Genomic DNA, 19,268 nt, shown 5'->3' on the forward strand with positions numbered 1-19,268 from the left:
CTCACTCGTTTTTTAGTTATCGCGCTTATCGAACGTAATTGACGCAATCGCGTCGTGCTGGTGAATCGATTCTTCGTTGCGACATTCGACGAAGAAGTTGACGACTTGTTTCATCTCGTATAAGTCAGCCGCGATCAAGCGGACCATATCTTCGACGAAACGCGGGTTCTCGTATGCGATTTCCGTCGCACGTTTCTCATCCGGACGTTTCAAGACCGGGTGAAGCGGTGCTGACGCGTTCGACTCAGCCGCATCGAGCAGTGCGAGTCTCCAGTCGAAACCGTCAAGTGCTGTCTCGTCTAGACCTGCTTCGATTGTAATGTAGCCACGTTGGTTGTGGGCGCTATACTCGCTAATTTCTTTTGAACATGGGCAAAGCGTCGTCACGTTGATGATGAGACCGACTGTCACGCTCGCCATTCCTGTCTCGAGGTTGTATGTCACGTTATGCATAACGTCAGCGTTCATGAGACCGCTGAGACCTGTGGCTGGTGCTTTCCGGCTGAAGAACCATGGATAGCGGACCGTCAATTGACCTTCCGTTTGTTCCATGCGCTCGGCAAGTTCTTGAGCGAACTCGATGAGCGACTGGTTCGATAACGTCCAGCCTTGCGTATGATACGCGTCGAGCTGCTCCGTTAAACGCGACATGTTAATGCCTTTACGATCTTGGACGAGTGATGTCGTCAATTCAAACGTAGCGACCGTCGCTTGGATCCCGTCCGGTGTTTCGATGTTGACGGGATGTTTGACGTTCGAGATCCCGACACTGTCGAGTGCGAACAAGAAGTTCTTCGGTGTATTTTGAAGATCTACCATTTTATCTTTTTCTGTCGGTTTCGTGCCTTTGACCGGCGGGACCGAGCCGAATAGTTTATGTCGTTCTGCTTTAGTAGGTAAAGCGACATGGCTTGTAGACATAATCGGATTCTCCTTTTTAAGAGGGCTAATGACCGCCACTCGTTCTTGTTAGGATTTTATCACGAAATGGATACAAACTGGGTATCATTTTGCTTCGCGAACATGCTGTGAACCTGTTTTGCGAAAAAAAACTTCAGACATTGAAGAAAAGAAGATTGATTTAATTTACGTACGGGAATAGAATGTTCCTGTGAACTTAAAAAATAGATCACTATTAAATATGAAGGAACACAAACAAAAGGGGATGTTTTAATGGATTGGCAGTTAATCCTGCAGTACGCCTGGATCATCGTCGTACTCGTCGGTCTTGAAGGGCTGCTTTCTGCAGACAACGCACTCGTCTTGGCCGTCATGGTCAAGCATTTGCCGCGGACAGAGCAGAAGAAGGCACTCTTTTACGGATTACTCGGAGCGTTCGTTTTCCGCTTCATCGCATTGTTCTTGATCTCGTTCTTGATCAACGTCTGGCAAGTCCAGGCGCTCGGTGCGCTTTACTTGATCGGAATGAGTGCACGGCACCTGTATATGACCTATAAGGCACGTAAGATGGATCCGAAACAAGATCTCGCTGCTGAGGCGAAAGAAGAGACGGCCATCACGGAGAAGCCGGTCACGAAGAAAGAGTTCTGGTGGACGGTCGCGAAAGTCGAGTTCGCCGATATCGCCTTCGCGGTCGATTCGATTCTCGCAGCGGTCGCGCTCGCGGTCAGCTTGCCGCCACTCGGTCTCGGTGAAATCGGTGGAATTGACTCAGGTCAGTTCTTCGTCGTCTTGACAGGTGGACTCATCGGGGTCATCTTGATGCGTTTCGCCGCTCGCGTTTTCGTCAAGTTGTTGCATCAACGTCCGACACTTGAGACAGCCGCCTTTATCATCGTCGGTTGGGTCGGTGTGAAGTTGACGGTACTCGTTCTTGAGCATCCAGGCTTTAAAGAGTTGATTGCCGGCACACCGTTCGCGTTCATGGGTCTTCCAGACGGTTTTGTCCACTCGCTAGGTTGGACGTTATTCTTCTGGTCGGTCATGGTTGGGATTGCTTTATGGGGCTGGTTCTCGTCAAAACCGACAGCGGTCAAACATTAAAAAAATCCTGTCTCGCGCATAAGCGTGAGACAGGATTTTTTGGTTAGACAGTTACGTCTTGTTTTTCGTAAATCGGCACCCGTTTTTTTATTTGTTGGTTCTTTTCGAAAATCTTAAGCCAATAAAAAATAAAGCGGCTAACACTAACGAGATATTAGTTACTAAGATGATTTGTGGATTGTTAATTATCCTGCCGTTGAGAAAGTTGACAACCACAATTAGCAACAAAATTACCGAAAAAAAGTATTTTATAGCATTTTTCCCCATAAGAACACTTCCTTTTTTTGTTTTCTTATATTATTTTAAACATGTGTGAAAATTAAAAACAAGGGGAGCAGTGAACATGTTTTTCAAAAAAACACTCGTTTCAACAATTGTTTTTGCGATGCTTGTTTTAGGTATTTCACCGCACGCATCACGAGCAGAAACAACTGAACCTGTAGATCAGCAGTCTGAGATTCTAGAAATGCTATCAGATGAAAATGATCCGCTTGTAAAACTATTAGATGAAATACCTATGGAGATTGCAGAACAGGGTCCTGCACGTTCAGTAGAGTGGCTTAATGAACACAATGCTGAATTGAAGGGTATTTTTATCGCCGACGGTGAGTTCGTTAAATTTATGCCAGTTCAAAAAGAGACACCATCAGTAAGAGCTATGGCGGTTTCGGGGGCATGTGTATGGGCAGTTACAAAAGCAATAGGTTTGAATTTCATACCTTGGGCTAAAATCTTAAAGGTTAAAACCGTCGCAAAGTCTTTTGGGGGTCTAGCGCAACTTACTAAGTTGGTATATACATCGTACAAACATCAAAGAAATCTCGGTTTAGGTCAAAAGAACGCAATTAAAAAGGCTGTCCGACTCGTTTTAGGTAAGAAAGGCTTCGAAGAAACTAAAATTGAAGCTGTATATCAATTTTTCGAAATGGATGCCGTTGTAGAAAAGTGTTTTTTGTGAGAATTTGTTTCTTAAAAACGTCTAAATTCACTAAAAGAATTGTGAATTTAAACGTTTTTTATCTTTTCTTCTTGGTTCTTTTCTTTTTTTTAGAATTTCGGAAAGAAAAAGACCTGAAATCGAAGTGAACTGTACACGGTACTAACTCATATCGGAAGTGAATTTGGGATGTCGAAAAAGATAGTTACGTCAAAGGAGATAAATCAGTTAAGCACAAATATGTACGTTAAATCCGAAAGACCATCGGCTACTATAATCTTCATGGTTATCAATGAAAATGAAAAGATGACCCCTGTAAAGGAATCATCTCTTTGGAGCAGTGTAAGTTTTTAAAAGCATCCTTTGCACATTGGACAATTGATTTCTGCGAGAGACCTATTTTTATGCCGTAACGTCTTGTTTCTCGTAAATCGGCACCCATCCTTCCGTCGTCACGAAAATCCGGACGGCGACGACTTTGCGGTCATCTTGGAGCGTGAAGTAGTGGCGCGTGTTCACCGGTACCGAGATGAGGTCACCCGGATTGAGCTCGATGTTGAAGTAACCGCGCTCGGCGTCGTCGATAGCGAAGATACCATGACCGCTGACGATGAAGCGGACCTCGTCATCCGTGTGATGGTGCTCTTTTTGGAAGTTGACGAGCAGTTCGTCCAAGTTCGGCGTCGCATCCGACAATGAAATGACGTCGGCCGTCTCGTAGCCGCGGCGCTCCGATACGTCGCGAATCTCATCGCGGAACGTCGACAAGATGGCTTGTTTGTCCTCGTCCGTCAACTGGTAGTTCTCTTGAAGGTTTTCTGGGAGCTTTGTGATATCCCACTGCTCGTACAAAATCCCGCGGGACTCTAAAAAGGCACTCACTTCAGTTTGATCGACGTAACGCTCTTCGGTTTGTTGGAAATAGACAGTTGCCATGGTTGGTTCCTCCTTATGAATGGACGCCTAGGGCGCGTAGTTTTAATGTATAGCTGAACAAAAATTCGTAAGCTTCTAAATAGCGTTTGGCCGCGGCCGGGGTCTTGCCCCATACCGTGATGCCATGATTGCGAATCAGGACAGCGCCGGCGCTTGTATTGACATGCGGCGCAAATGCGGCCGCGAGCGTCGGGATATCAGCGTGGTTCTCAATGATTGGGACGCGGACGACCGCGTCCTCGTCCCAGAAGTCAAGCGCCTTGATGATTTCTTGACCGGTGAAGACGACTTCGCCGGTGGCGGCATGGAGCTCGGAGATGACGTTATTGTCAATCGTATGGACATGGAGCGAACAGGCCGCCTCGGTGCGATTGAACACCTCGACGTGGAGCAGCGTCTCAGCGGATGGCCGACCGTTCTGTTCTCCAATCAAACGTCCGGCCGCATCGACATGAACGAAGTCGTCCGGTGTTCGTTTCCGTTTATCTCGTCCGCTCGCCGTGACGAGAAATTCGAGCGGATCGTCACTGACACGAATCGCCAAATTCCCACTCGTTCCGGGGAACCAGTCGCGGGCGGCGAGTTCGTCTTTAATGTCGGCGAGTTCGAGCCAACGTGTCGTGATGCTCATACGGCCACCTCCTGCAGATGATGAGTGATGTCGTCAAACGTCTCGAATGGGGCGTAAGCGATCCCTTCTGCCTCACAGAGCGTGATGAGTTGCCCCCGCGCGTAGACGACGTCGGCACGCTTCGCGACCTCGAAGTCGGTCACCGAGTCACCAATCACGATCAAGCGGTCAGCGGGATTGACGATGCGACGGGCAATCGTCGGTTTGCAGCAGCCGCAATCGTTCGTACATTGCTCGTCGCAAGCATATGGCCATGCGACGGTGACCGTCTCATCGGAAAAATCAGCGACGTTACAGTAGATATGCTCGGGATCGACGTAGCCTGCTAAAATCGGCTGGACGAAAAAGTCCATCCCGCCGCTGACGACGTCAAACTTCCAGCCGTGTGCTTCCACTTGTGCGAGTAAGTCCGGAAATCCTTGACGCACGGTGATACGATTCAACAAATAGTCGCGATACGTCTCGGCGTCCGTACTCGGGAGCAATGCGAACATTTGCCCGACCCCGGAGCGAATCGACATCCGCTGCTCAAGGACCGCATCTTTCAACTCGACCCAATCGGGCGGGGCGAACGCCTTCATTAAGGCAATGATATTGTCTTCCGCTGTGATCGTCCCGTCGAAGTCGCAGAGAATATGGACCGTCATCGTTGTGCCCATGCCTTCAACGCGGTATCGACTTCGTCCGACTGTCCCTCAGTTTGACCGAGGACGTGGTCGATTGCTTGCCGGAAAGCGCGAGCCCCGGCGGCTGCACCGTCCGGGTGACCGTGAATGCCACCGCCGGCGTTGATGACGACATTCGTTCCGAAATCACGGATGATGTCTTTGACGAGTCCCGGATGAATCCCGGCTGACGGGACCGGTAAAATCGGTTTCGACCAATGCGGTTCGGCGCTCTTGTCACGAATCACGAACGCCTCGTCACGCGGTGTCGCGAGCGAGCCGTACGGAGACGGGAAGAGCGTCAAATCGGCACCGGCGAGGCGAGGGAGTTTACCGAGCAAGAGCGAATGACTGATTGAACCGGTCAAGGCGCCGGCAAAGGCCGGATGCGCCAAAATCGGAACGCGGATGTCTAGATCGTTCGCGAGTTCGCACAATGTGTCGAGACCGTACGTATAAACGTTGAACAGGAGTGCTGTCGCACCCGCCTCGATGAGACGGAGCGCCTGGTCACGCAGACCGAAGACGGGGCCGCTCAACGTGATGGCGTAGAGGACGCGTTTCCCGGTCGTCTCGAAGTGGGCTTGAATGACGTCCGCTCCGATACGGGCCCGTTCGAGCGACGGGGTGAGCGGATTGTCGTATAAAATCTCGTCGTCTTTGACGATATCAATCCCACCGGCGAATTGATCGCGGAGTTGCTGCTCGAGAAACGCGAGATCTCGCCCGATGACGCCTTTGAAGATGCTCATGACGAGCGGGCGATCATGGACGCCGAGCAACTCGCGAATCCCGTCGACACCGAACTTAGCACCCTTGAAATCGGGAGCGAGCGTCTCGGGCAACGTCAGGTCGATTAACCGAATCGAATCGTCGAGGGACAGTTTCCCGAACGTCGTCGTCAAGATGGATGAGAAGTCAGGGCTGACATTATGTAACGGATAGCGGATCGTGAAGCGGCTCGTTGTGTCTGTATGAGATGTCGAGACGACCTCACCACGGTATGCCTGTAACTGCTCTTGCTCTAAGTGAGGCAGCTCCGTCCATGTGCCGACGGTCAGCTCGAGGGCGATTTTGTCAGCGACGGCCGCAACCGCGTCCGTTCGTTTGATTTCATATGTAGCAGTGATACTCAAAAAAGTTCCTCCTTCCAGGCAAATAAAAAATGACCCCATGCCGAGGCAAGAGGTCATCATAAAAAATGAACTCTTATCTCTCAGCTTACGCTGCAAGAATTAGCACCGTGCCATCTCTGGTCGGTTGCTGCGACATCATCGGGCTCGTCCCTCCGTCTGCTCTTGATAAGAATGTGATTTGAAGTTGTGAAATTTAATTGAATTTTTGCACAGAATCGCCATGTCGTCAATTCCTTTTTTTCCAAAAAAAATATTTTGGGAAGTTGTTTCCATATATGCACAAAAAAAGACGGAGTTTTGTCGGGAAAATGACGTTGACAATCGTGACGTCGAGTCCGTAATATTCATCACATAAGTTCACCGAATCGAATAAACCACTCTTATCGCGAGTTGGCAGAGGGAATTGGCCCGATGACGCCGCAGCAACCGACCACTAGGCACGGTGCTACATCCACCAGACGAATGTCTGACAGATGAGAGGAACAACCAATTTGGCTGTGCCTCTTTCTCGCGGAGAAAGGGGCTTTTTTTGTGGGCAACGTACAGGAAGGGGAAAACATCATGTCATATCAACCATTTACAGAACAGACCGTCGTCGAGCATGTGAAAACGTTGGGGTTAATCGAAGACGGAGGCATCACGCATTGCGAAGAGATCGGGGACGGCAATTTGAACCTCGTGTTCCGCATCCGACAAGGCGAAACGAGTCTCGTCGTCAAACAGGCGCTCCCGTATGCGAAAGTCGTCGGTGAAAGTTGGCCCCTCACACTTGAACGGGCGTGGATTGAGCAGTTGGCGTTGCGCGAATTCGCCAACGTCGTCCCTCGTTTCGTGCCAATCGTACTTGGTAGTGACCGCACGCTCGCCTACACGATTTTAGAGGATCTGTCAGATTTTGATATCGTTCGGACAGGCTATTTGGAAGGGAAAACGTATCCTGAACTGGCCCGCCATGTTGGTGAATTTTTAGGCGAGACGCTGTTCGCGACGTCGGATTACGCGGCCGGACCGATTGCGAAGAAGCGGATTGAACGTGACTATTATAACCCGGAACTGTGTGACATCACCGAGAAACTCATCTTCACCGATCCGTTCAAAGACGCGGAGTCGAATAATATCGAAGCGGCACTACGAGACGACGTCGAGCGACTTTGGGAAGACCAGGCGCTCAAAGTCGAGGTGACGAAACTGAAAGTCGGCTTTGTCACAAAACATGAGGCACTCCTGCATGGAGACTTACATACGGGTAGCATCTTTGCGACCCAACAAGAGACGAAGATTATCGATCCGGAGTTCGCGTTTTACGGACCGTTCGGTTTCGATATCGGGCAAATCGTCGCTCATTTGACGCTATCGACATTCCATGACCCACTTAAGCGCTTCGAGCGTTTCACGGACGTCTTGACGGTGTGGGAGACGTTTGAGAAGACGTTCCGGGCCAACTTTGAGCGCGCCGTCGAGCCATTCAACACGATTGGTTTTGTCGACGAGTTGTTGCGGACGATCTTCAGCGACACGATCGGCTACGCCGGTTGCGAGCTCATTCGTCGTGCCATCGGGCTCGCCGGCGTCGCCGATCTCGAGACGTTGCCGGAAGCGACGCGTCTTGAACGAAAACGTGACGCGCTCACTCTTGGGACAGCGCTTATTAAAGAACGCCATAACGTCGAATCGATTGACGACTTAGTGACGCTTTTGTCGGGGGTGCGCGTATGACGGTACAAAACATCCGCTTTAATTCGCAAACGGAAGAACTCATCGTATTGGATCAGACGTTATTACCGCATGAAGAACGCTACGTCACGATCGAGACGCTCGAACAGGCCGAACATGCTATCGAGACGCTCCAAGTCCGAGGTGCCCCGGCCATCGCTTACTTCGGGGCGTTCGTCCTCGCCAAAGAGGCGGGTCGGTTAGTCGACGACCCGGACTTCACGCGTCGCCTCGACCTCGTCGGCCGTCGGTTGGTCGCGACACGTCCGACGGCGGTCAATCTTCAAAATGTGATCGAGTCGCTCCTCGACTTGAACGTCGGGGACGACTTTGAAGCGATCGCCGAGGAAATCAAACGACGCGCCATCGCGTTGTACGACCGGGACGTTGACACGTATCGGGCCATTGGCGAGCATGCACTGACGGTGTTGCCGGCCGGGGGGAACGTGTTGACGATCTGTAACGCCGGTGCAATCGCGACATCGCGTTACGGCACGGCGCTCGCGCCATTTTATGTCGGGAAAGAACGCGGTGTATCCTTCAACGTCTTCGCCTGTGAGACACGACCGCTCCTTCAAGGGGCACGCCTCACGGTCTGGGAGCTCGATCGTGCTGATATCGACGTGACGCTCATCACCGACAATATGGCGGCTTGGACGATTCAGTCAAAACGAGTCGACGCCATCATCGTCGGAGCTGACCGGATCACACGGACGGGTCACGTCGCCAATAAGATTGGAACGTTGCAGCTCGCCGTTCTCGCCAAGCATTACGGCATTCCGTTCTACGTCGCGGCGCCGCATTCGACGTTCGATTTGACGGCAGACGATACGATTGAAATCGAGGAGCGGAACCCGTTAGAAGTCACCCACATCGGCGGTCAACCGACGGCACCTGTCGGCATCACCGTCTTCAATCCGGCGTTCGACGTCACCACGCCAGACCTCATCACTGGACTCATCACCGAGGCGGGTGTGTTCGAGCCGACAGAGGCCGCCATCACACAACATGTAGGAGGAACGATCCATGTCTAAAAAAATCTTGATTTTATTATTCACATTCGTCTTGGCGCTCGTCGGTTGCACAAACGAGCAAGCGGCCCCATCGAAGCCGGCCGAGAAGACGCCGGAGACGAAACCCGTCTCAGTTTCGAACGGGACGTTACCGAAAGACATCGATGTCGCCCTCATTATGCAGATGTCGATTGGGACGTTCTCGTCACAGTATATCGATGGGGTGACGGAACAAGTCGAATCGTTCGGCGGCAACGTGAAAGTGTACAACGCCGACAACGATCTGTCGAAGATGGCGAGCTACGTCGATACGGCGACAACACAAGGGGTCGATGTCATCTTGATTGACCATGGCCGCGCCGATGCGCTGAAAGAACCGGTCCAACGCGCACTCGACAAAGGGATTAAAGTCGTCGCGTTCGACAACGATTTGACGAACGAAGGGGTGACGGTCATCGACCAAGACGACTATTCGCTCGCTTGGCGTTCGCTCAAGGCACTCGCCGAAGATTTGGACGGTGAAGGAAACATCGTCACGATTTGGGTCGGTGGCTTCACACCGATGGAACGACGCCACACGATTTATGATGCGTTCTTGAAACGTTACCCGGGCATCACGGAAGTCGCCAAGTTCGGTTCGGCGACGAACAATACGGCGCTCGACACACAGAGCCAGATGGAAGCGATTTTGAAGAAGTATCCGGAAGGCGAAATCGATGCCGTGTTCGCCATGTGGGACGAATTCGCCAAAGGGGCGAGCCGTGCCATCAAACAAGCGGGGCGTGATGAAATCGCCGTCTATGGAATCGATTTGAGTGATGAAGACCTTCAGCTCATGCAAGAGGACGGCAGCCCGTGGAAAGTGACGGCGGCGACCGACCCGGCTGAAATTGGACGGATCCAAGTTCGTTACGCGTATCAAAAATTAGCTGGTGAAGAGACGCCGTCTATTCATTCGGTCGACCCGTACCTCGTCGACCGTGACGTCTTGCCGAACGAGAAAGTGACGATGGACGACCTTGGCCAATACGTCCCGAACTGGGGCGCATCAGACGCGGCCTGGTCGGACTGGATGAAAGGGACGGACTGATGTTACGGCTTGAACGCGTCACGAAACGCTACGGTGACGTCACGGTACTCGACGATGTCACCTTCACCCTTCGACGTGGTGAGGTGCACGGTTTGCTCGGGTTGAACGGGGCCGGAAAGAGCACGCTCGTGAAGCTGTTGAGTGGCGCCATCATCCCGACGTCCGGGACGATCGAGCTCGACGAGGCGGCAATCACACTCACACCGGCCGAGGCGATCCGCCTTGGGATCATCACGGTGTCACAAGAAGTCGATGACGCCCTTTATCTTGATTTACCTGTCTATGAGAACGTCGTCCCGTGGCAGACGATCGAACGGATTCGTCCTCGCGAACTAAAACGGCGAGCAATCACCTACTTGGAACGCGTCGGACTAGAGATTGACGTGACCGAACCGGTCGGCCGTTTCCCGCTCAGTGTCAAACAACGTATCTTGATTGCCCGAGCACTCGCGAGTGATGCGACCTACCTCTTGCTCGACGAACCGACGGCCGCCTTGTCGACGGATGATGCGGCGTCACTACTCGCGCTATTGCAGTCGCTCGCAGAGGAAGGCGTCGGTATTTTTCTCATCACCCACCGTTCGGACGAATTGTCACGCGTCACCACGACTTCGACATTCCTCCGAGATGGTCGCATCGCCTACGAAGGTCCGTTTCAGCCGTTGTCTGACGAGGACATCCACGCCTATCTCAGTGGGGCCGGTATGACGACCGCAGTGGAAAAGGCGACACCGGGAACGGACGAACGAATCCGGGCGGAGCTCACACTCCCGACATTCGGGACCGAGTTGTCACTCACCGCATATAAAGGCGAAGTCGTCGGCATCGGCGGCGTCACCGGGAGCGGGAAGACGGAGTTGATCGAGGCGCTGTTCGGTCTCTCCGGTGTCAAGCAACGCATCACATTGGACGGGAAACCGCTCAACATTCGCGAACCGCGTCAGGCAGTCCAATCCGGATTCGCCCTCGTACCGGAAGAACGTCGGAAGCAGGGGCTGTTCCTCGATGATTCGATTGAACGGAACGTCCTCGCGATTGAAGGGAAGGCGAACGCGGTCACGCGCGTCTTGGCCTCGTTACGTGTGAAATACGACCAGGTCGGGCAACCGGTCCGGGAGCTGAGCGGGGGGAATCAACAAAAAATCGTCCTCAGTAAGTGGCTCCTCGAGGACCGCGATGTTTATTTGCTCGACGAACCGACGAAAGGCGTCGACGTGACGGCGAAACGCGATATATATGAACTTGTCACCCGCCTTGCCAAAGACGGGAAGACGGTCATTTTCACCTCGAGTGAACCGAATGAATTAGAATTGATCGCCAACAGGACGCTTTGGCTCGACCGCGGCCGTTGGCAACAGAAAGGAGGCGTCTAACATGGCCCAACTCGTCATCAAGCAACGCACGAAACGTTTCAGCGGCATCGGTCAATACGGGACGTTGTTCGCGATTCTCGCACTCATTGCCGTCTTCGGTGTGACGAATGACCAGTTTTTGATGTATGCGAACTTCAGCGACATCATCAAGTCTGTATCGATCGTCTCGCTGCTCGCCCTCGGGGTGACGTTCTCGCTCATCGTCGGCGGATTCGACTTATCGGTCGGCTCGACGGCGAGCCTCGCGACAATCGGGGCGGCGTCGAGCCTCGTATTACATAGTCAAGAACTGCTCGTCGCCTTGCTCGTCCCACTTGTGCTCGGCATGCTCGTCGGGCTGCTGAACGCGCTCGTGACGATCAAGTTCCGCTTACCGGACTTGCTCGCGACGCTCGCCATCATGTATGTCATCAACGGGGTTCAATTGACGTACACAAAAGGTTTTTCAATCTATGACAACATGCCGATTGAGGGAGGGACGGCGCCAGGACGTTTTATCCCGTCGTTCCTGTTCATCGGCCAAGGTTCGATCGGACCAATCCCGTTCGTCGCCATCTTGATGATTCTCTTCTTCGCCGGGGCCCATCTGTTTTTGACGTATTCGAAGACGGGTCGCGAGTTTTATTACGTCGGCTCGAACGTCGAGGCGGCCCGCCGTTCCGGCATCGCCGTCACGCGCATCAAGTTATACGCCTACGTGTTGAGCGGCTTGTTCGCAGCCATCGGCGGCATCATTTTGGCGTCACGCATCGGTACGGGACAAGTATCGGCCGGTGCACCGCTGTTGATGGACGCCGTCGCGGCCGCCTATATTGGCTACGCCGTCTTCGGTACCGGACGACCGAACGTCGTCGGCACGTTGATCGGTGCCATCTTGATTGGCATTTTATTGAACGGACTGACGATGTGGGACGTGCCATATTACGCACAAGACATCGTCAAAGGCGCGATTTTGATTGCGGCGCTCGGCTTGTCATACATCCAAAAGAAACAGCTCACATAGGAAAAGTCCTCAGAACGGTTGGTTCTGAGGACTTTCTTGACGTTCCATCTGGATAAAGGTGAACGTGCTCCCGTTCGTCGATTGTTGAAACGAACCGGTCTGTTTGAAACCGCACGTCTCATAGACACGGATCGCCCGCACGTTGAAGGCGGCGACGGACAAAGTGATTCGGTCTGGACCGAACTTAGTGTCGACGAACTCGAGGATCGATGTGATGAACGCTCGTCCGCTCCCGTTCCCGTTCAAATCGGGTTTCATGCCGAGGCCAATATCGACCGTTTCAGCATCCGTTTGCGCGACGCTCACGAACCCGACGAGTTCACCGTTGGACGTGATGGCGAACACCAACTGTCCGCGCTGTTCGACGTCTAAAAATTCGGCCAAATCGTCCTGATCGGCCTCCATGTCATAAAACGCATACTCGCCTTCGTAATGCCACGTATAGGCGATCGTTTCCGCCTGTAGTTGGGTCAGGACAGCGAATTGATGGGTCATTTGATTTTCCTCGATTCAAGAATAGGATGGAGTGCTACACTCATTATAGTACGACCAATTTTGGAAATGAGGTGACCACATGGGAATCAAGTTAGACATGATTGGAATTGTCGTCGAAGACATGAAACGGGCGCTCGACTTTTACCGTTTGCTCGGCCTGTCGATCCCGGAAGCGATGGATGAGGAAGCGCACGTCGAGGTCGATGACGGCGGTGTCCGGCTCGCCTTCGACACGGTCGAAGTGGCGGAGTCGGTGTATGGGGAATGGAAGCCGGCGACGGGACACCGGGTCGAACTCGCCTTCTTGTGCGACAGTCGGGATGAGTTGGATGCGCGCTATGAAGCGATCGTTGGGCACGGCTATGCCTCACACCGCGAACCATGGGATGCGTTTTGGGGACAACGTTACGCTATCGTCATCGACCCGGACGGAAACCTGATCAGTCTATTCGCAGCATGACAAAACCCGCGCCGGATTCGTCGCGGGTTTATTCGTCGCGTGTCTCGCCCCAAGAGCAGAGCGCCTTCATCGCTGGTTGCAGGCTGAATGCCTCCTCGGTGAGCGAGTATTCGACGTGAAGCTGTTTCTCGGTCGAATAGTCGATGCGGCGGACCATGCCAAGTTGTTCGAGTTCACGGAGTTGGTCGGTCAACACTTTACGGCTGACGTTAGGGATGGCGCGCTGAATCTCCGAGAAGCGGCGCGGGCCGTTCTCGAGCGTACAGTACACTTGAGGCCGCCATTTACCGCCGATGATGTCGAGCGCCTTATTGACGGGGAACGGGGTCGTCATGTTCAATTCGCCTCGCTTTCGGGTAGTTACTTGAATGTGCGTACTTTTTTTATTGCTTCGATGAAGGTATCGTATCGTTATCCAACAAATTGAGCAAACAAAAAGGAGCGGATGACAGTGACTTATCCACGTACATTCTCACATATCGGACTATCGGTCCCGAGTGTGACGGAAGCAGTTAAATTTTATGAGGACGTGATGGGCTGGTATACGATTATGCAACCATCAGACGTCATCGAGGACGACTCGCCGATCGGTGTCATGTGCACGGACGTGTTCGGACCGGGTTGGGGCAGTTTCAAAATTGCCCACATGTCGACCGGTGATAAGATTGGGATTGAGCTATTCGAATTTCCGAACAATGAGAAGCCCGAGAACAATTTCGAGTTTTGGAAGACGGGCATTTTCCACTACTGTGTCCAAGACCCGGACATCGAAGGACTCGTCGAGAAAATTGTCGCCCACGGCGGCAAACAACGGATGCCGATTCGCGAGTATTACCCGGGTGATAAGCCGTATCGGATGGTGTACTGCGAAGACCCGTTCGGCAACCTCGTCGAGATCTACTCCCATTCATATGAATTGACGTATTCGGAAGGAGCGTATTGAACATGAAAGCATGGCTACTTGACCAACCTGGGTTAGAGCATCTACACATCGGCGAGACAGAGAGGCCGACGCCGGAAGCAGGCGAACTGCTCATCAAAGTCGAAGCGGTCGCCTTGAACCCGGTCGATTATAAAGTCGGCACGAACGGCAACCCGAATTGGGCGTACCCGCACATTCTCGGTGTCGACCTCGTCGGGGAAGTCGTCGAAGTCGGTTCGAGCATCGCGAACATCATCACCGGTTCACGTGTCGCCGTCCATACGAGCCTCGGGAACAACGGCGGTTTCGCCGAGTACGCGGTCGTCGATGCGCGTGCTTGTGCCGTCGTACCGCCGGACGTGAGCGATGAAGCGGCAGCGGCCATCCTGTGTGCCGGGATGACGGCATATGAGGCGGTCATGCAAAAGTTGAACACGCGCGATAAAGAGACGATTTTGATCCATGCCGGAGCGGGCGGGGTCGGTGGCTATGCGATTCAGCTCGCGAAGAAACTCGGTCTCAAAGTGTTCACGACAGCATCGCCGGACAACTTTGACTGGGTCACATCGCTCGGTGCCGATGTCGCCATCGACTACAACGTCGAGGACGTGACGGAGAAAATCATGGAACACACGGACGGTCGTGGTGTCGACTTGATCTTGAACACGGTCGGTCGTGACGTGGCGACGGCCGACCTTGATCGGCTCGCATTTAGCGGGCAGCTCGCTTATATCGCTGGTCCACCTGATATGTCGAATATGAAAGGCTTTACGCTGTCACCATCCATTCATGAAGTCGCCCTTGGCGCGGCCCATGCGAGTGAGGACGAACGAGCCATCCGCAACTTGTCTTATATGGCAGAAGAATTGATGAAGCTGCTCGAAGCGGGCGAGTTGAACGATCTCGTCACGGACGTGTTGCCGTTCGAACGGTTGAAAGATGGGCTTGAACAGCTCCAAACACGAAAAGTACGCGGGAAATTGATTGTCCGCATGCGCGACTAAAATGACGGCCTCCTGTCTTCGGATAGGGGGCTTCTTGTGGAGGGGATGACATGGATTTACAGGCATCGTATCAACAGACGTCACGCCAACTGAGTGGGCACGGAAAACGGAACGTCGGCGTCTTGAAGCAGGCGTTGGAAGCAATCGATGCAAATCAATCGAGCGACCACTACGGAACGGGCGAGGTCATCGAGCGATTCGAGCAAAAACTGAGTAAAGACTTAGGAATAGAAGACGCGATCTTCTTTCCGAGCGGCACGATGGCGCAACAGATTGCCTTACGCATTTGGGCAAACGAGACCGGCAATCGAAGCGTCGCCTATCATCCGCTCTGTCACTTGGAGATTCATGAACAGGACGGATTGAAGCAGCTACATCATCTCGAACCGATTTTGATTGGAGACGACAAGCGATTGATGACGCTCGACGAAGTGAAGGCGTTACCGGACGTCGCCTGTCTCTTGATCGAGTTGCCGCAACGCGAGCTCGGCGGTTACTTGCCGCCCTTCGCTGAACTTGAAGCGATCAGTCGTCATTGCCGGGAGCGAGGGATTCGCTTGCATCTCGACGGAGCGCGTTTGTTCGAGACGCTCCCGTACTATGAGAAGACGGCCGAAGAAGTGTGTGCTTTGTTTGATAGCGTCTACGTCTCGTTTTATAAAGGAATCGGCGGGATTGCTGGCGCCATCCTGGCCGGACCAAAACCGTTCTGTGCCGAGGCGAGAATATGGAAACGTCGTTACGGCGGCGACTTGATCGGTTTGTACCCATACATCATTCCGGCCGACTATTACTATGAGCTCCGGAAGGATCGGATGGGGATGTATGTTGAGCAGGCGAAGGACCTGGCCCATCGATTCAATGCGATCGACGGGGTATGGACGACGCCCGAGATACCGGTGACAAATATGTTTCATCTTCATATGAACGGCGATATCGAAACCGTCTCGAATCGGATTGAACGCATCCAAGTCGAGACCGGGATTGGCATCACAGGCTATCTCATCCCGCATGATGGTCATTGTTCGACCGAAATCAGTATCGGGGATGCGTATGGAGAGATTGAGCCGTCATGGCTTGACGAACTGTTTCGAATATTTCACCCTTAAATGGAAAAGCGCCCTCTCACGTGACGAATGTCTGGCGAGAGGGCGCTTTTCGATTGCTTACGCGGCTTCGAGTTTTGATTTGCTCGATTGAGACGCCAAATGTTTCATCGATAGTTTGATAAGCCATTGGATGGTCTTCACTTGAATGAAGGCGAGCGGGGACAACACTACATAATGGGCCAGACTATGTGCCGTGAGTAATTCGTTTTGAACGAGCCCCCAGTGGACGAAAAACATCCCGAGAACGACATAGGCGACACCTGGACAGATGAGACCGAAACTTGCCGCGCCATCCGGTTGTTCCGTGAAATAGTCGAGACGACGTAATGCGCTGAACCCGATCAAGCCGACAGCCGTGCTCGCCATGAACAGTACGCCCAACACGACGAAGAGTAAGGGAGCATTGACATCTGTCTCGAGTAAGCGATGGGATATCATCGAATAGATTCGGACGAACGTGATTCCAGTGAGCGTGAAAATCGGGATGAGAAGCCAGACGGTCGGTGCACTTGATTTAGCAAGTCCCTTTGACAATATCGCTCGTAAGCTCATGCCTCCGAAAAAGAAAAGGATTCCTCCGACGAGCGTCAAAAAGAAGAGGGACGTGACTGCCGCGGTGACAGAAACCCATGGTATCGTTGACATGGCGGCAGGACTGGCCAAACCGACGGCAATCATGACGAAAGCGAACGCACCTAAAAATTGACCGAACTGATTGAGGTTGTCGACGGGAAATTTGCCGTTGACTAATATGTGCGAGATATATTGGGTGTAACGGACGAGCGCGTACACGCCAATCCCTAAAAATGCAACCAAAGCGAACGGGAACAGAAGTTGCACGTTGGCCCATAGTCCGGGGATGAACAGGGCTCCAAGAATGAACAAGACGTTCACACTCATTGCGTACGTCAGCGGTTCGGCCATGACAGCTACTTCACCGGGAGTCCCTTTAAGTGTTTGGTAAGCGGACGTGCGCTTAAATTCGTTGAACGAGCGAACGTTCCAAATGAGCAGACGGAAGTGGTTCGCAGCGAGCGCTAAGATGATGATGGAAACCATAACAACGAGCATTTGTGCCATCCCACCTGCTTCAAACGTGGTTCGCAAATGATCAAAGTGAGGTAGCGGTGAATCAGGATGGGGAATTAAAAACATGAAATACATAAAAAATGAGACGGCCAGCCCGCCGTTTCCTAGGGCAGATAAAAAGTAGAGCGGATGATAGTGTTGTTTCATCGTGAAAGAATCCTCCTAAAAAAATAAGATAACCACTTTATACCCCCTTAGGTATGTGAGGTCAATACATCCTGCATGATATGAGGGGATTCCCCTATCGGTCGGTCCATCGAATGCAGCGACTCGACACAGTGATTAAAGTCACGGATTGCGGCGTTATGACAAGTGTCGAAAAGGAGGGAAAACGTATGAAATAGCAGGGATTCGACTAAAAATGAGGGACTTCCCCTATATCAGTTGTATGCGCTCTCAACTATGCTGAAGACGTGAGGTAGTTCACGAAATTGACATATCCTAGCACATCAATCGGGAGACGAAAGGGGATTTACTTTATGCGTACACATTATCGAGTCATTATCGTTGGAGCCGGTACCGGAGGGATTAGTGTCGCCGCTCGTTTACTACGTGATAAACATCATTTGGCAGATGAAATTTTGCTAATCGACCCTGAGGAGAAGCATTATTATCAACCGCTCTGGACACTTGTCGGGGCGGGTGCCGCAAAAAAAGAAGAATCAGAACGAGGGATGGAAACACTTATCCCGAGTGGTGCAAAATGGCTTCAGGACAAGGTGATTGGCTTTAACCCTGAAGCCAATCAAGTTGAGACGGCGAGTCATGGGATGATGGAATACGACTACTTGATCGTCGCTTCTGGCATTGAAATCGATTGGGGTCGAATCAAGGGGTTAGAAGCGGCGCTCGGCACGAAACAAGTATGTAGCAACTACTCGTATCAGCACGTCGATTACACGTGGGATACCCTTAGGGGTTTTGAAGGCGGAACAGCACTGTTCACACACCCCGCCTCGCCTGTAAAGTGTGGAGGTGCACCGCAAAAAATCATGTATTTGGCAGAAGACTATTTCGTGAAGACCGGCGTTCGCGATAACAGTAAAATCGTCTTTGGATCGGCCAATCCAGCCATTTTTGATGTCGCCAAGTATCGGTCCGCGCTCGAAAAAGTACTTGAGCGAAAACGGATTGACACACATTTCCGCGTTAATCTAATTGAGATCAAAGCAGATGAAAAGACTGCGGTGTTCGAACATTTAGATAGCGGGGAAACGTTCGATCTCCACTATGATATGATTCACGTCACACCACCGATGCAAGCCCCGGCGGTCATTCGAAACAGTAAGCTCGCCGATGCGGGCGGGTGGGTCGATGTCGACATGTATACGCTTCAACATAAACAATATAAAAACATCTTCGGACTCGGAGATTGCACGAATTTGCCGACATCGAAGACGGGGGCCGCCATTCGGAAGCAGGCACCAGTCGTCGCTAAAAATGTGAGCGATCTCATGTATGGACAAGTCCCGGTCGCTTCATATGATGGCTATTCGTCTTGCCCGATTGTCACAGGATACAACAAGCTCATCTTGGCTGAATTTGATTATGAAAAGGTCCCACAAGAGTCGATGCCGTTCAATCAGGCGAAAGAGCGCCATAGCATGTATATCTTGAAGAAAGATTTTCTTCCGATTATGTATTGGAACGGGATGTTGAAAGGGACGATGTGAGGAAGGGGGAGAAGA

20 protein-coding genes and 2 riboswitches are annotated in these 19,268 nt (G+C 52.2%); of the genes, 12 read left to right on the top strand and 8 right to left on the bottom strand.

Annotated elements, in window-relative coordinates; genetic code table 11:
* Positions 1–12 precede the first annotated feature (12 nt).
* On the bottom strand, positions 13–921 hold the full coding sequence (folE2, locus tag EVJ34_RS09370; protein ID WP_131485411.1) for a GTP cyclohydrolase FolE2: 909 nt from the start codon (positions 919–921) through the stop codon (positions 13–15).
* 252 nt (positions 922–1,173) lie between these two features.
* Between folE2 and EVJ34_RS09375 the strand changes: the two genes are divergently transcribed.
* Both EVJ34_RS09375 and EVJ34_RS09380 read left to right on the top strand, forming a co-directional pair.
* Positions 1,174–2,004 (top strand): TerC family protein, encoded by an 831-nt coding sequence (locus EVJ34_RS09375; protein WP_131435876.1) that lies wholly within the window; start codon positions 1,174–1,176, stop codon positions 2,002–2,004.
* 343 nt (positions 2,005–2,347) lie between these two features.
* Positions 2,348–2,962, top strand: coding sequence for a hypothetical protein (locus tag EVJ34_RS09380; RefSeq protein WP_131485412.1), 615 nt, complete (start codon positions 2,348–2,350; stop codon positions 2,960–2,962).
* Positions 2,963–3,343: 381 nt separating this feature from the next.
* Here the strand turns inward: EVJ34_RS09380 and EVJ34_RS09385 are convergent, their stop codons facing one another.
* The 4 genes from EVJ34_RS09385 to EVJ34_RS09400 are packed head-to-tail and all read right to left on the bottom strand — an operon-like array spanning position 3,344 to position 6,309.
* Positions 3,344–3,877: a 1,2-dihydroxy-3-keto-5-methylthiopentene dioxygenase gene (locus EVJ34_RS09385; protein WP_021066014.1), complete on the bottom strand. Its 534-nt coding sequence runs from the start codon at positions 3,875–3,877 to the stop codon at positions 3,344–3,346.
* Positions 3,878–3,890: 13 nt separating this feature from the next.
* The gene (locus tag EVJ34_RS09390) at positions 3,891–4,508 is read right to left on the bottom strand and encodes a methylthioribulose 1-phosphate dehydratase (protein WP_131435872.1); all 618 of its coding nucleotides are present in this window, start codon (positions 4,506–4,508) and stop codon (positions 3,891–3,893) included.
* Positions 4,505–5,155, bottom strand: a complete 651-nt coding sequence (locus EVJ34_RS09395) for a 2-hydroxy-3-keto-5-methylthiopentenyl-1-phosphate phosphatase (protein ID WP_131485413.1) — start codon at positions 5,153–5,155, stop codon at positions 4,505–4,507. Before EVJ34_RS09395 ends, EVJ34_RS09390 begins: the two co-directional genes overlap by 4 nt.
* The gene (locus tag EVJ34_RS09400; RefSeq protein ID WP_131485414.1) at positions 5,152–6,309 is read right to left on the bottom strand and encodes a 2,3-diketo-5-methylthiopentyl-1-phosphate enolase; all 1,158 of its coding nucleotides are present in this window, start codon (positions 6,307–6,309) and stop codon (positions 5,152–5,154) included. The genes EVJ34_RS09395 and EVJ34_RS09400 overlap by 4 nt, the downstream gene beginning before the upstream one ends.
* A 70-nt stretch (positions 6,310–6,379) precedes the next feature.
* A riboswitch (SAM riboswitch) is annotated at positions 6,380–6,481 on the bottom strand.
* Between the two features lie 205 nt (positions 6,482–6,686).
* A riboswitch (SAM riboswitch) is annotated at positions 6,687–6,789 on the top strand.
* Between the two features lie 81 nt (positions 6,790–6,870).
* Here EVJ34_RS09400 and mtnK point away from each other — a divergent pair.
* From mtnK to EVJ34_RS09425, 5 genes are read left to right on the top strand one after another with little or no spacing between them, the layout of a single operon-like run.
* Complete coding sequence (gene mtnK / locus EVJ34_RS09405; protein WP_131485415.1) at positions 6,871–8,025, top strand: S-methyl-5-thioribose kinase; 1,155 nt, start codon at positions 6,871–6,873, stop codon at positions 8,023–8,025.
* The gene (mtnA, locus tag EVJ34_RS09410; protein WP_131485416.1) at positions 8,022–9,056 is read left to right on the top strand and encodes an S-methyl-5-thioribose-1-phosphate isomerase; all 1,035 of its coding nucleotides are present in this window, start codon (positions 8,022–8,024) and stop codon (positions 9,054–9,056) included. The genes mtnK and mtnA overlap by 4 nt, the downstream gene beginning before the upstream one ends.
* Positions 9,049–10,125 carry a sugar ABC transporter substrate-binding protein gene (locus EVJ34_RS09415; protein WP_131485417.1) on the top strand — a complete coding sequence of 359 codons (1,077 nt, stop codon included), beginning with the start codon at positions 9,049–9,051 and terminating at the stop codon, positions 10,123–10,125. Before mtnA ends, EVJ34_RS09415 begins: the two co-directional genes overlap by 8 nt.
* Positions 10,125–11,498: a sugar ABC transporter ATP-binding protein gene (locus tag EVJ34_RS09420; RefSeq protein ID WP_131485418.1), complete on the top strand. Its 1,374-nt coding sequence runs from the start codon at positions 10,125–10,127 to the stop codon at positions 11,496–11,498. Before EVJ34_RS09415 ends, EVJ34_RS09420 begins: the two co-directional genes overlap by 1 nt.
* Position 11,499: 1 nt before the next feature.
* Positions 11,500–12,501: an ABC transporter permease gene (locus EVJ34_RS09425; protein WP_131485419.1), complete on the top strand. Its 1,002-nt coding sequence runs from the start codon at positions 11,500–11,502 to the stop codon at positions 12,499–12,501.
* Between the two features lie 9 nt (positions 12,502–12,510).
* Here EVJ34_RS09425 and EVJ34_RS09430 read toward each other — a convergent pair whose 3' ends face one another.
* On the bottom strand, positions 12,511–12,996 hold the full coding sequence (locus tag EVJ34_RS09430; protein ID WP_131485420.1) for a GNAT family N-acetyltransferase: 486 nt from the start codon (positions 12,994–12,996) through the stop codon (positions 12,511–12,513).
* 79 nt (positions 12,997–13,075) lie between these two features.
* Between EVJ34_RS09430 and EVJ34_RS09435 the strand changes: the two genes are divergently transcribed.
* Complete coding sequence (locus tag EVJ34_RS09435; RefSeq protein ID WP_131435854.1) at positions 13,076–13,456, top strand: VOC family protein; 381 nt, start codon at positions 13,076–13,078, stop codon at positions 13,454–13,456.
* Between the two features lie 28 nt (positions 13,457–13,484).
* On the opposite strand, the gene EVJ34_RS09440 is transcribed toward EVJ34_RS09435, so the two are convergent.
* Positions 13,485–13,790, bottom strand: coding sequence for a winged helix-turn-helix transcriptional regulator (locus EVJ34_RS09440; RefSeq protein ID WP_131435852.1), 306 nt, complete (start codon positions 13,788–13,790; stop codon positions 13,485–13,487).
* A gap of 117 nt (positions 13,791–13,907) precedes the next feature.
* Between EVJ34_RS09440 and EVJ34_RS09445 the strand changes: the two genes are divergently transcribed.
* From EVJ34_RS09445 to EVJ34_RS09455, 3 genes are read left to right on the top strand one after another with little or no spacing between them, the layout of a single operon-like run.
* Positions 13,908–14,399, top strand: coding sequence for a lactoylglutathione lyase family protein (locus EVJ34_RS09445; RefSeq protein ID WP_131485421.1), 492 nt, complete (start codon positions 13,908–13,910; stop codon positions 14,397–14,399).
* A 2-nt stretch (positions 14,400–14,401) separates the two neighbouring features.
* Positions 14,402–15,382 (top strand): zinc-binding dehydrogenase, encoded by a 981-nt coding sequence (locus EVJ34_RS09450; RefSeq protein ID WP_131485422.1) that lies wholly within the window; start codon positions 14,402–14,404, stop codon positions 15,380–15,382.
* Positions 15,383–15,432: 50 nt separating this feature from the next.
* Positions 15,433–16,491 (top strand): threonine aldolase family protein, encoded by a 1,059-nt coding sequence (locus EVJ34_RS09455; protein WP_131485423.1) that lies wholly within the window; start codon positions 15,433–15,435, stop codon positions 16,489–16,491.
* Between the two features lie 57 nt (positions 16,492–16,548).
* Here EVJ34_RS09455 and EVJ34_RS09460 read toward each other — a convergent pair whose 3' ends face one another.
* Entirely contained in the window at positions 16,549–17,727 is a 1,179-nt protein-coding gene (locus tag EVJ34_RS09460) for a TsoY family (seleno)protein (RefSeq protein ID WP_131485424.1), read from the bottom strand.
* A gap of 332 nt (positions 17,728–18,059) precedes the next feature.
* Between EVJ34_RS09460 and EVJ34_RS09465 the strand changes: the two genes are divergently transcribed.
* Positions 18,060–19,253 carry an NAD(P)/FAD-dependent oxidoreductase gene (locus tag EVJ34_RS09465; protein ID WP_131485425.1) on the top strand — a complete coding sequence of 398 codons (1,194 nt, stop codon included), beginning with the start codon at positions 18,060–18,062 and terminating at the stop codon, positions 19,251–19,253.
* Positions 19,254–19,268: the final 15 nt, after the last annotated feature.

It is taken from the genome of Exiguobacterium sp. SL-9, from assembly GCF_004336985.1.
GTDB lineage: Bacteria > Bacillota > Bacilli > Exiguobacteriales > Exiguobacteriaceae > Exiguobacterium.